The organism is Emticicia fontis (assembly GCF_054779675.1).
Genome location: NZ_BAAGXU010000031.1, coordinates 14,956 through 28,838, shown reverse-complemented (window position 1 = coordinate 28,838; position 13,883 = coordinate 14,956). Strand labels below are relative to the sequence as shown.

Below are 13,883 nucleotides of genomic sequence, written 5' to 3'. Positions count from 1 at the left end.
ATTTAACCAGAAGGTTCTTTTTTTTATTTGTCATCCCAAAATTCGGGATGACTCATGTTTATGTTATATGCTACTAATCTTAAAGCGTACGTTTTACTTCTTTGATTTCATAACTTTCAATAGTGTCTCCTACCTCAATGTCATTAAATCCTTTGATGCTCAAACCACACTCAAAATTGGTTCTTACTTCGTTTACATCATCTTTGAAGCGTTTCAGTGCAGAAATCTCTCCTTCATGCACCACAATACCTTCTCTGATTACACGCACTTTGTTATTACGTTTGAAACTACCATCCGTTACATAACATCCGGCAATGGTACCTACTTTACTGATTTTGAATACCTCTCTTACTTCAATTGTACCTACTACTGTCTCTTCTTCTTTCGGAGCCAATAGACCTTCCATTGCATCTCTGATTTCGTTGATGGCATCATAGATGATAGAGTACAATCTGATTTCGATTTCTTCCTGGTCAGCTATTTTTCTGGCACTATTTGACGGACGAACCTGGAAACCGATAATAATAGCATCCGCCGTTGAAGCAAGATTCACATCAGATTCAGAAATCTGCCCTACCCCTTTGTGAATGATACTTACCTGTACCTCATCAGTCGAAAGTTTCAATAGTGAGTCAGACAAGGCCTCAACCGAACCATCCACGTCACCTTTTACAATTACGTTCAATTGGTGGAATGTTCCAATAGCTTTACGACGACCAATCTCCTCCAATGTAATGTGCTTTCTGGCTCTTAAACTTTGCTCACGGATAATCTGCTCACGTTTATTGGCAATTTCACGTGCCTCGCGCTCAGTTTCCATGATGTTGAATTTATCACCAGCTTGTGGCGCACCCGGTAAGCCCAGAATCTGAACAGGCGTTGAAGGGCCTGCTTCTTTGATTCTATTACCTAAGTCGTCAACCATTGCTCTTACACGGCCGAAATATGGTCCTGCCAGAATAATGTCTCCAACTTTCAGCGTACCGTTTTGCACAAGAATTGTAGCTACATAACCACGTCCTTTATCAAGAGATGCTTCAATTACTGTACCGACCGCCGATCTTTCTGAATTAGATTTTAACTCAAGTAATTCGGCCTCTAATAATACTTTATCTAATAACTCATCAATACCGATACCTTTTTTGGCAGATACTTCCTGCTCCTGGTACTTACCACCCCAGCTCTCAACGAGGATATTCTCTTTCGATAAATCCTCACGGATTTTAGCAGGGTTTGCACCAGGCTTATCAATTTTATTGATAGCAAAAATGATAGGTACACCGGCATTTTGTGCGTGGTTAATCGCCTCACGCGTTTGTGGCATCACGCTATCGTCAGCGGCTACTACTACAATTACAACGTCGGTAACTTTGGCGCCTCTGGCACGCATGGCTGTAAAGGCTTCGTGTCCAGGTGTATCTAAGAAAGTAATCTTTTTACCTTTGTTCGGACCATCTTTCATCTCAACCGAGTAGGCACCAATGTGCTGGGTAATACCCCCTGCCTCACCGGCTGCTACACGAGCACGACGAATATAGTCAAGCAACGATGTTTTACCGTGGTCAACGTGACCCATGATGGTCACAATCGGTGCTCTTGGTTCGGTATCTTCTACATCCGCGTCTTTATCTATCGCATCTGTCTGAACTTCGTCTTCAGCTGAAATAAATTGTACGTCGAAATCAAAATCAAGGGCAATCATCTGAATTACCTCGGCATCCAAACGCTGATTAATAGATATAAACATACCCATTTTCATAGCAGCTGAGATTACCTGAGTAACCGACACGTCCATCATAGAAGCTAATTCTGCAGCAGAGATAAACTCTGTTACTTTCAATAAATTGCTTTCCTCCTGCTCTTGCAAAACGCGTTGCTCCTCTTGGTCGGCACGCATTTTACGTTTATCCTTACGATATTTCGCTCCGAAGTCAGGCCCTTTGGTCTGCATACGAGCCATCGTTTGCTTGATTTGCTCTTTTACCTCAGTTTGAGATACTTCTTCACGACGCTCCTTTTTCTTCTTAGGGTCAGGTTTTTTATTGGCATTATTTGTACCAGTGCCAGTACCTGTATTAGCAGGGTTCTTTGGTTTAGCTGGCCCACCCTCGTTGCTATTTACCTTCTCTGCTCTCTTTACTCGCTTGCGTTTACGCTTACGTTTATCATCCGCACTCGCAGAATTTGAAGTACTTTTTTTCTCAACAGGTAATTCAATTTTACCTAATACTTTTAAACCTTGCAGTTTTTCGCCTTTTGCCTGAATCAATTCTGGTTCATCATCCTCTTCTTCTATAGCAGGTGGCGGAGTAGGCTTTTTGAATGCCGGATTCTGAGGTTTTTGCTCATAGGTTGGTTTGGTGTTCTGATAGCCCCCCTGACCTTGTTGACCCTGTTGAGGTGGTCTTGGTGGTCTGTTCTGGTCTCCACCTCTATTATCTCTATTAGCAAAATCTCTATTACCCTGGCCCTGATTAGGGTTATTCGGATTATTATTAGGTCTATTCTGATTGTTCCAGTTAGGATTATTAGGCCTGTTCTGGTCACGATTATCCCTATTGTTATAATCTCTATTGCCCTGCCCCTGGGTATTTCTATTCTGATAATTACCTTGATTATCTCTGTTTGGCTGATTATTATCCCGATTCGGACGATTATCTCTGTTTTGAGAATGGTCTCTGTTACCTTGATTATCTCGATTCTGGGAATTATCTCTAGTACCCTGATTATCACGGTTTTGAGAATTATCTCTGTTACCCTGGTTATCTCTGTTCTGAGGATACTGAGGTTTTGGTTGTTCTACTGGTTTTGGAGGTTCCACAATTGCTTTAGGCTCTTCTTTAGGTGTCTCCACAACTGGTTTTACCACTTCAACAGGTTTTTCTACCTTTGGCTCTACTTTCTCTTCAACTTTCGGTGGTTCTACTACTGCTTTCACAGGTTCAACCACAGGTTTCGGAGCTTCTTCAACCTTAGGTTTTTCTACTACAACTGGTTCAGTCTTAGGAGGTTCAGGCGTTATTGGTGCTGTTGGTGCAGAAGGTTTTCTATCTAAGTCTATTTTCCCTAAAATGGTTGGTCCTTGCAGCTTTTGTTCTGCACGGATTACTTCCACAGGTTTTTCTGGGCTTACTTCAGGGGTTTTCTCAACCTTCTTCTCTTCAACTTTTGGTTGGTCTCTAAAATAAAGAATATCCATATCGCCCGAAGAAGAAGATTTTGATTCTTCCACAGGTTTTGCAGCCGAACTCTCATCGAACAGAGAATTACTATTAAATTCTTTTGACAAGATATTTAACTGCTCAAAATTGAGTTTGGCGTTTGGATTGTTATCAATACGATGCCCCTTGCCCGCTAATTTCTCTACGATGGTTGTGATACCAACGTTTAGTTTTTTAGCCGCAAGGCTTATTCGCATTTCTTTGTGTTCTATCATAAAGTAAATTAAAAATTCAGTTGTTTATTTTGAGTTGCCGGATTTATTAGAAAGAATGAAAAACCTCACCATGATAGATAACACCAAATCAGCGTCTCCTGTTCCCTGAGTTTTTTATTCAAATTCTTTACTCAAAATTTCTAATACTTCGGCAATGGTTTCTTCTTCAAGTTCGGTACGACGGGCAATATCTTCTACGGTCAATGCCAGTACTGATTTTGCGGTGTCGAGACCAATCTTACGGAACTCGTCAAGAATCCAGTCCTCAATTTCGTCAGAGAATTCAGATAAGTCAACATCTTCTTCCTCTTCTTCTCCTTCAAGGTCACGGAATACGTCTAGTTCCATGTTTACTAACTTCCCAGCTAGTTTAATATTCATGCCTCCTTTACCGATTGCTAACGACACTTGATCTGGTTTCAGATAAACTGCTACACGCTTCTTTTCGTTATCAACCTGAATGCTACTGATTTTTGCAGGGCTTAATGCTCTTGAAATCAACAAGTTCAGGTTATCGGTCCATTGGATCACATCAATATTCTCATTCTCTAATTCACGCACAATGGTGTGAATACGAGAACCTTTCATACCAACGCAAGCGCCCACCGGATCAATGCGGTCGTCATACGACTCAACAGCTACTTTAGCTCTTTCACCCGGCTCACGTACAATTTTACGTACAGAGATAAGTCCGTCTAAGATTTCAGGAATTTCTTGCTCAAATAAACGCTCAAGGAATACAGGTGAGGTACGAGACAAAGTAATACGTGGCGTTCCGTTGTTCATTTCAACTTTATGCACCACAGCCTTGATACTTGTGCCTTTTCTTGGGCGGTCTTTCGGAATCTGCTCTGATTTTGGCAATACCAATTCATTGCTTTCTCCGTCTAAACAAACTAATTCTTTTCCTAATATCTGATAAACTTCTACTATGATTAACTCTCCCACCAAATCTTTATATTTGGCATAAAGCATCTCCTTTTCTAAATCTTTAATTTTCTGGATCAAGGTCTGGCGGGCAGTTTGTACTACACGACGGCCAAAATCTTCTAATTTCACTTCATCAGCTACTTCTTCACCAATTTCAAAGTCAGGCTGAATCTTCTGAGCTTCTGACAACATAATTTTATCAGGATCCCAAATATCTTCCGAGTTGTCGTCTACGATTTCACGTGTACGCCACATTTCCAAGTCGCCACTGTCGGCATTTATGATAACATCGAAGTTGTGGTCTGTACCAAATTTTTTACGAATCATTGTCCGGAATACATCCTCTAACACCTTTATCATGGTTGGACGATCAATGTTCTTTTCACGGGCAAATTCTGAAAACGATGCAATTAACTCTCCGCTGTGCATATTCTATTCATGAGTTAAAGATTTTGTTGATTTAGTGAATGATTCTTTTTCATTCATCAAAACTCATTAAATCAAATTTCTTAATTATACTTTTTATTTAAATGAAATAATTACTTGTGCTTCTTTAATGTTTTCAAGTGAGATATTTATAGGTTCGATGGGGTCGTTTTTCGCTTTACCTGTGCGTTTTTTGTCTTCAATCAAAGTAATTTCCTGGTTAGCAAGACCCTCCAATTTACCTTTGACCTCCTTCCCATCATTTAATATAACTTTAATGTTTCTTCCGATATTCTTCCGGTACATTCTTTCACTTTTTAAAGGGAAATCTATACCAGGCGACGAAACCTCTAAAGTATATTTATCGGGCATAATTTCATCTAATTCTTTGCCCAGTTTCCGACTTATCTCGCTACATTCATCAATAGTAATTCCTTCATCCGAATCTAACAAGACTGTAACTTTACTATTTAATCTTGATAAAGAAACTTTTATATCCGCCACGAAATACTTATCGTTTTCGAGTAGCGGTTGCAAAAGTTCTTCGATTTTCTGTTTCTGTTCTATATTCATGTTTCCACTGTGTCAGAACTTACCAAGCGAATGGTGTTCCTTACTATACAAAGAAAAAAGGAGGGCTCCGCTCCTCCTTTTTCACAATTCTTAGGCAAAGATAGGAATATTTTTCCGTTTTTACAAATTTGATTAAGAAATAACGCAATATCATACGCACATACCATTCTTTATCAATTTTGCCCTTGCCTAAGAGCGCCTTTACACACCTAAATTAAACGGTAGCGTTGGCCGATTTGGTATAAGAAACTGAAATATTGAATATTTTTTGATTTCTTTGCCTTAATAATTCTTCATGCTTACTATCCCTTGCTTTAATGATTATGAAAAAAGTCTTTTTTTCGTTGATGATTCTTTGTGCAATTGGCTGCAAAGAAAAAACCTCTCAAACCGATGATGCTCATGCAAAACTTAATCAATTAGCCGAAAGATATATTCGCTTAGGCTTAACCATCGGGCAATATGATACTGATTTCGTTGATGCATATTATGGCCCCGACTCTCTGAAACCTAAAACACCGCCCAAAGCTACATTTCCTAAAGACAGTTTATTGCCAGCTGTGAATAATTTAATCGGAGAATTAATTGAGTTTAATAAAACCGTTGAAAATGATACCTTAGCCAAAAGAGCCAAATGGATGTCGAGCCAGTTAGTGGCATTTGGCAGACGAATCAATATTTATTTACAGAAATACCAGTCGTTTGACGATGAGTCGAGAGACTTGTTTGGCGTTGTGGCCCCATCGTATCCTGAAAGCCATTATCAGGCATTAGTCGCACAATTAGATAGCTTATTACCCGGAGCAGGTACAATCAATAGCCGTTTTGAAAAACTGGCCAATCAGTTTGTCATTCCTAAAGAAAAGGTTGATACGGTTTTTAAAACAGCCATCGCAGAAGCCCGAAAACGTACTTTAGCGCATTATCAATTACCAGCCAATGAGAATTTCACTTTAGAATACGTAACAGGAAAACCGTGGTCGGGCTATAACTGGTACCAGGGTAATTATCAAAGCAAGATTCAGATAAGTATTGATATGCCTATTTTTATTGAGCGCGCAATTGATTTAGCCTGCCATGAGGGTTATCCTGGACATCATGTTTATAATATGCTTCTTGAGAAAAACCTTTATCATGACAAGGGCTGGACAGAGATTTCATTATACCCGTTATTCAGCCCACAATCTTTAATTGCTGAAGGAAGCGCGAATTATGGAATAGAGGTAGCTTTTCCGGGGACAGAAAAGAATAGGTTTGTAAAAGAAGTACTATTACCTCTTGCCGGATTGGATGGCAAAAATACTGATTTATATTTTCAGGCTTTAGCAATCAAAGGAAAGCTGGCTTATGCACGCAATGAAGTGGCCAGAGGAATTATTAATAATACCATGAATGAAGACCAGGTAGCAAAATGGCTGACTAACTATGGTCTGCGTGAAAAAACCTTAGCCAGCAAAGACATCAATTTCATTAAAAAATACCGTACTTATGTAATCAATTATAATTACGGGCAAGACATTGTAAAAGACTATATAGAATCTAACGGTGGTACGGCAAGTAATGAAGCGAAACGCTGGGAATTATTCGGCTGGTTACTAAGCAATCAGGTCCGACCAATAGATTTGATTAAAACAGCTAAATAAGGATAAAAACAAAATAGCTATCGTCAAGCGACGATAGCTATTACTACCACAAATTATTATCAATTATTTCCCTTTAAAAACCTTCGTATCATCCGTATATCCTGTTTTCTGCAGGTACCAGTCAGGGAAATTAACTCCCCCACTCTGCGCCCAGTCAGCAAATTTCAAATAGGTATCAATAATCGCCTGAGACTCTGCCGGATATTTAAATTCAGTCGTAAAATCAATTGCCCAAGGCAAGCCAGTAGCTGTTTTATAATAGATGCCCTTGGTTGGTTGTGATTGATCCTTACCAGTACCAAACAAGCTTACATCTGCTTTACTAGTGGGAGCCATATTTGGTAAATGAATCTCTTTACCTCTTTCATCAGATTTAAAGCTGAACGCATTGTATGGCGCATTACCCAGAGTACTTTTATTGATAGGGCTTGTAAATACAATATTCAGGTTCAGTGTATCTGTTGGTGCTATAATCGTAGACCCCTGCATGGTATTGATGAACCCATCGGAGGATTTCATTCGTTTAAATGCATTATCAAATGCTATCACTACTGCATATTTCTGATCTGCTTCTACTCCATTTGCGGCTGTCTTTATCTTACCATCTGTCAAAGAAGCTCCGGTTACCGATTTCACTGCCGAAGGGTCAATTGGCATCTGGAAGCCCCAACCACTGGCAAACGAGGCACCGATTGCTTTTGGATAAACCTTTACTTTCATTTCAACAACCTGATTTGAAGCGTTTAATACTTCCTGGAACTGATAGTTTACTATCAGGTCATTCAAGTCATAGTCTCCCTGGAACGGCCACAAATCTTCGTAAGCAAGCGAACTATAAGTATTTTTTGTTGGTGTGTAGTTATTAACGGCCCGTGTCGGATCTTTTGGATATTCATCACGCGTATCACCTACTCCATCACCATCTGTATCTGTTGCAGTATCTACAACCGGAACATTATCAGTAGAAATAGCTTTCACCGGATTTGAACTGGCAAAGAAAATTGCATCATTAAAGTCATTATCACAATTGATTGGCGTATTCTGACGGCTTACATCTTCAAAAGCCAATACCATACGGTTTGTTTCAGGGTCATTTAATACAATCAGGTGGCGTTGTAAATCTTTTACTGTTTCAACATTCAATACATCCTGACTATAATTTGCATAATATCCTTTACCTATTGTAGCATTATTACTGTTGTAAGCGTTTGCCAGAAGAACAAAGCCGATAGCAGTATTAGCATTAAATCTACCCAATTTCACTTTATCACCAGTTACTAATCCACCACCATCACCTTTGTATGATACGTTCGGGAAAATGATATTAATTTTTGAAATATCAGCTATTTTGGTAGGAGGAGCCGCAGGGTCAAAGGTATAATAACCCAGAGTATTTAACCAGCCAGCACCTTCGTGTACGAATGTCACCCAAACATCAGATAATTCTTTGATAACTAAATAGTTACGATTAGCTGGATTTAAAAAATCAGGGTGATATTTTGGAACAGGTTGTCCTTCAGGCACACTGGCGTTAATTTTTTCGAGGAAACTAGATGAAACAGCATCTCTGGTGTTTTCTAAGTAATTAGGTACACCTGATGAATTCCAGCTACCCATATATGAAATTGTTGGATAATCCTGTGCTGTAGTTCTTGCCCCAGCATTAATGGTAGGAACCTCACGCTCTATTACATAACCTGAAGTTACCGGGTTTTTACCACCTAAAGTTAGTTTTACCTGATTATTGGCAATTTTAACAATCATTTGTGCAGGCAAGCCCACATAATTTGGCTTAACAGATACCTGTGTTACGTAAGTTGGTATTTTTTGGCTGACACTTAATACACCTGTTGATGAAGTAATGCCTTTGAACAATAATTGCTCGTCCGGATAGCTGTAAACTGACATAATCACGCCTTTGATTGGCTTATCCGAATTATCAAACGCACCGATGTCAAATTTTACTTCACCGCTTGTATTAAAGTTAAAATTCGTTGGGATACTTAGTTTATCCATTTTTGTATTTCCGGTATTGGTACCGGTTGGAGGCGCTAAATCATCAATATCTGGTTTGCAGGCATTCAATATGATTGCAAAAGTTAATGTCAATAATTGATAAAATTTCGTTTTCATTGAAGTTAAAAGTTATAAATATTTTTGAATAAAGAGCAATTTTCGAGCCATTTTGCACTACAAAGTTGCAGTGTTAGTCGCTTGAAAACTGGAGTTTTCGATATTTAGAAAAAAAAGAGGGCTAATTGGCAGGATTTTTCAGTTAAGCCAAGAAATTAGCCATTTTCTGTGTTTTTTTAAAATTATCGAATGGTAGCATTTATAACCTTGGCACAACTTTTATTGTATGGCCTCTTAACTTTCAAATGGTAAATAAACCAAAAAGAGCCGATGCAATAAGTAGCATCGGCTCTTTTTGGTTTATTTACCCAATATCTTAAATATCAAACTTTATCCCTTGTGCCAAGGGCAGATGGGTGCTATAATTTATTGTATTTGTCTGGCGACGCATATAGTTTTTCCAGGCATCAGAGCCACTTTCACGACCACCTCCGGTTTCTTTTTCTCCACCAAACGCGCCTCCGATCTCTGCACCTGATGTACCAATATTAACATTGGCAATGCCACAATCTGAGCCATTGGCCGATAAGAACTGTTCAGCTTCACGCAGATTAAGCGTAAAGATGGCAGATGACAACCCTTGAGGTACCCCATTTTGCAGGGCAATGGCCTCATCAAGCGTTTTATACTTTATCAGATAAAGTATTGGTGCAAAAGTTTCATGGCAAACCATAGGTGTTTGCTGTGCAACTTCCACAAGCGTTGGTTTTACATAACAACCAGACTTGTATTCAGTTCCACTTAACACTTCATTACCAAATAAAATATTTCCACCCTCTGATTTTACTCTTTCTATGGCTGACTGATAACTAAGGACAGCATCTGTATCAATCAATGGACCAACATGATTATTTGTATCTAATGGATTGCCAATACGCAGTTGTGAATAAATCTTCACCAGACGGTTCTTGACATCTTCATAAATACTTTCGTGCAGAATCAGGCGGCGTGTGGTTGTACATCTCTGTCCGGCTGTTCCAACCGCACCAAAAACTACTGCTGGAATTACAATTTGCAAATCTGCATTTTCGGTAACTATGATTGCGTTATTTCCACCTAATTCCAGCAAACTTCTACCTAGTCTGCTCGCCACAGCCTGCCCAACTGCTTTTCCCATACGGGTAGAACCAGTAGCTGAGACCAAAGGGACTCTTGTATCATTCGATAACCACTCACCTACTTGTCTGTCGCCTATAATTAAGCCGGATATTCCTTCCGGCACATCATTGTTTCTCAGAACTTCCTGAATAATATTCTGACAGGCAATAGCTGATAGCGGTGTTTTTTCTGATGGTTTCCATACACAAACGTCACCACAAACCCAGGCCAGCATTGAATTCCACGACCAGACTGCCACCGGGAAATTAAAGGCTGAAATGATACCCACAATTCCAATCGGATGCCATTGCTCGTACATACGGTGCTGCAAACGCTCAGAGTGCATGCTTAAACCATATAACTGGCGTGATAAGCCCACAGCAAAATCACATATATCAATCATTTCCTGTACCTCTCCCCAACCCTCTTGCAGGCTTTTGCCCATTTCATAGCTTACCAATCTTCCTAAATTATCTTTATTAGCCCGTAATGCTTCACCCATCTGACGCACTATTTCGCCGCGCTTAGGTGCGGGCACTTCTCTCCATATTTTATAAGCTTCTTCTGCCTTGGCTATTACTTTCTGGTAATCATCATGCGTAGCCTGATTGACTTTCCCAATCAACTCACCATCAACCGGAGAATAAGAACTAATGATGTCGCCGCCGCCTTCCCAGCTTTCTTTACCTGTACTGATTCCGTTGTTTAAGTCTTTAATATTTAATGCTTCTAAGAATTCTTTCATGGATGGTTTTGTTTGTTGGATTAATAAGACAAATATACAAAAGTGCTAGTTTAAAAGAAGGATAGGCGAAATATTATTTGGAATTCACTCCATCTCTCATTTTCTAAAGTCTGAGAAATTACAAAAAAGCCCCTCTCCACAGTCGTTGGGAGAGAGGCCGGAGGATGAGGTTAATTTTTACCAAATAATATTTGGCAAAAATACATTTATACGATTTTCTTGTCTGAGTCTGTCTTAACAAGACTATTTTCGCTGACAGCCTCAATCAAATCAGCTACGAGACCTGTCCAGCCACATTGGTGAGCAGCTCCTAAGCCAGCACCATTATCACCATTGAAATACTCATAGAACAGATATAAGTCTTTGAAATGAGGGTCTTTATCAAACTTATCAAGACCTGTCATCGCTGGGCGCACTTTGTCTTTATTCATCACAAAAATATTAATCAATCGTTGTGCTACCAGCATTGTGGCGTCTTTGATTGACATAATATTGCCAGAATTGGTTGGGTATTCAATCTCAAAATCGTCACCGTAATACTCATAAAATTTCAGCATGGCATCAATAATCAGATAATTTATGGGGAACCAGATAGGGCCTCGCCAGTTGGAGTTTCCACCCATAATACTCAGATCAGATTCTGCTGGGGTATATTTTACGCTCAGAATTTCACCCTGCATATTAAATTTATAAGGGTTATCGTTATGACATTTTGATAACGAACGCAGTCCGTAATCAGACAAGAATTCGGCTTCATCAAACATACGTTTTACTACCATTTTCATCCGGTGACCGCGTAGTAATGATAGTAAATGCGTTTCTCCCTTACCGGGTTCATGCCATCGGGAAATCAGCGAAGCTAAATCAGGGCGGTTATTTAATACCCATTCCAGTCTTCTTTTGAAATCAGGTAGTTTCGCAAGCGTTTCTTCATTCAATACTTCTACTGCACAAAGAGGAATCAGCCCAACATACGAGCGGATTTTCATGAAAATTGTTTCGCCATTAGGCGCATGCAGTTTATCATAATAGAACTGGTCTCCCTCATCCCACAAACCTAAATCATTGCCTTTGATGGGCCTATTGATGGCCCCTGCAATATGCAGAAAGTGCTCAAAAAACTTAGAGGCCATATCCTGATATACAGGTCTTTCGAGCGAAATCTCGCAGGCAATACGTAACATATTCAGGGTATACATTGCCATCCATCCTGTAGCATCAGCCTGCTCTAGTTTTACACCCGGAATTTGGGTATTACGATCAAAAACTCCAATATTATCAAGCCCTAAGAAGCCCCCGCCAAAGATATTATTTCCTTCCTCATCTTTCTGATTCACCCACCAGGTGAAATTCATCAATAGTTTATGAAATACCTTTTCTAAGAAAAGGATATCGCCCTTGCCATTGTTCTTCTTATCTATCTCATAGACTTTCCAGGTTGCCCAAGCATGAACTGGTGGATTTACATCTGAAAAATTCCACTCATAGGCAGGTAACTGCCCGTTAGGGTGCATATAATATTCGCGGAGAATAACGGCTAATTGCCTTTTAGCAAAATCTGGGTCAATGCGCGCAAGTGTTAGTGTATGAAAAGCCAGATCCCATGCCGCAAACCAGGGATACTCCCACTTATCAGGCATGGAGAGGATATTGGCCATATAGGCATGTTTCCAGGTATGATTCCTCTGATAGGCACGGCCTTTGAATTCAAATGGCATTTTAGGGTCACCATTTGTCCATTCATTCACATTATAATAGTAGAACTGCTTATTCCACATCATACCTGCAAAGGCCTGGCGCTGGATTTTTTTCAGTTCATCATTAATCACATTTTTCTGCACCTCGGCATAGAAATCTTCTGCATCCTGCAATCGGGCTGCAAATACTTCATCAAAATCTTCGAAAGGCTTATTATGTTTATTCTGACTGAATCGGAGACGAACACTTACTGAGCCTTCGGCAGGTACTTTCTTTGCAAATTTAGCTGAGGCCTTTGAACCAATCCGGTTCGGATTCACATATTTTTCTTTGCCCGTAATAACATAATTACTGATCCCATCTTTTACATACATCGTGTTATTGGGTTTACCAAAAACACGCTCCATGTTGGTTTCATTTTCACAGAACAAAAGCTCGTCTGCGTCTTCAATATAGAGTTTATAATTTCCTACCAGATGATGGTTTGCTACAATCTGAGAGTTAGCAATTCCGGTAAGCATGGGTTTCTGCTTGAAATTTTCATAACCCCACGACCAAGTATTCCTAAACCATATAGTTGGCAGAATCGTTAGCGGAGCAGCTTTTTTCCCGCGATTATAAGCCGTAACCTTGATTAGAATGTCTGTTTCATCGGCTTTGGCATATTCTATAAAAATATCGAAATATTCATTGTTATCGAAGATTCCCGTTTCGAGAATTTCAAACTCAGGGTCTCTTCTGGAGCGCCTAGAGTTTTCTTCTATTATTTTTTTATAGGGAAATTCGTTATGAGGATATTTATACAACATCTTCATATACGAATGCGTAGGCGTACTATCGAGATAATAATACAATTCTTTTACATCCTCTCCATGGTTTCCTTCTGATCCAGCCATGCCATAGAGACGCTCTTTCACAATTTTATCCTGATGATTCCAGAAAGAGAAAGCCAGACATAAAAACTGTTTATTGTCTGAAATACCACCAATACCATCTTCACCCCAACGATAAGCCCAGGAACGAGCCATATCATGAGACACGTAGTCCCACGTGCTACCATATACACTGTAATCCTCGCGAACAGTACCCCACTGTCTTTCAGAAAGGTAAGGGCCCCATCTTTTCCAGCCTTTATTATCTTTTCTTAGGTTTAGCCGTATTTTCTCCGCCAGTTCTGTCATAGTTGGTTCTTTTAGGTAGT

7 protein-coding genes are annotated in these 13,883 nt (G+C 39.7%); 1 reads left to right on the top strand and 6 read right to left on the bottom strand.

The window, feature by feature from the left end:
* Positions 1–79: 79 nt before the first annotated feature.
* The 3 genes from infB to ACYVFA_RS15180 form a co-directional block, all read right to left on the bottom strand.
* Complete coding sequence (gene infB / locus ACYVFA_RS15190; RefSeq protein WP_460472693.1) at positions 80–3,436, bottom strand: translation initiation factor IF-2; 3,357 nt, start codon at positions 3,434–3,436, stop codon at positions 80–82.
* Positions 3,437–3,550: 114 nt separating this feature from the next.
* Positions 3,551–4,795: a transcription termination/antitermination protein NusA gene (gene nusA, locus ACYVFA_RS15185; protein ID WP_460472692.1), complete on the bottom strand. Its 1,245-nt coding sequence runs from the start codon at positions 4,793–4,795 to the stop codon at positions 3,551–3,553.
* A gap of 93 nt (positions 4,796–4,888) precedes the next feature.
* Positions 4,889–5,365 carry a ribosome maturation factor RimP gene (locus ACYVFA_RS15180; protein WP_460472691.1) on the bottom strand — a complete coding sequence of 159 codons (477 nt, stop codon included), beginning with the start codon at positions 5,363–5,365 and terminating at the stop codon, positions 4,889–4,891.
* 323 nt (positions 5,366–5,688) lie between these two features.
* On the opposite strand from ACYVFA_RS15180, the gene ACYVFA_RS15175 reads away from it, so the two are divergent.
* Complete coding sequence (locus ACYVFA_RS15175) at positions 5,689–7,008, top strand: hypothetical protein (protein WP_460472690.1); 1,320 nt, start codon at positions 5,689–5,691, stop codon at positions 7,006–7,008.
* Positions 7,009–7,071: 63 nt separating this feature from the next.
* On the opposite strand, the gene ACYVFA_RS15170 is transcribed toward ACYVFA_RS15175, so the two are convergent.
* The 3 genes from ACYVFA_RS15170 to ACYVFA_RS15160 all read right to left on the bottom strand — a co-directional run bounded on the left by ACYVFA_RS15170 (position 7,072) and on the right by ACYVFA_RS15160 (position 13,863).
* Positions 7,072–9,141 (bottom strand): LruC domain-containing protein, encoded by a 2,070-nt coding sequence (locus tag ACYVFA_RS15170; RefSeq protein WP_460472689.1) that lies wholly within the window; start codon positions 9,139–9,141, stop codon positions 7,072–7,074.
* A 316-nt stretch (positions 9,142–9,457) separates the two neighbouring features.
* Positions 9,458–10,984, bottom strand: a complete 1,527-nt coding sequence (gene amaB, locus ACYVFA_RS15165) for an aldehyde dehydrogenase family protein (protein ID WP_460472688.1) — start codon at positions 10,982–10,984, stop codon at positions 9,458–9,460.
* Between the two features lie 206 nt (positions 10,985–11,190).
* On the bottom strand, positions 11,191–13,863 hold the full coding sequence (locus tag ACYVFA_RS15160; protein WP_460472687.1) for a glucosidase family protein: 2,673 nt from the start codon (positions 13,861–13,863) through the stop codon (positions 11,191–11,193).
* Positions 13,864–13,883: the final 20 nt, after the last annotated feature.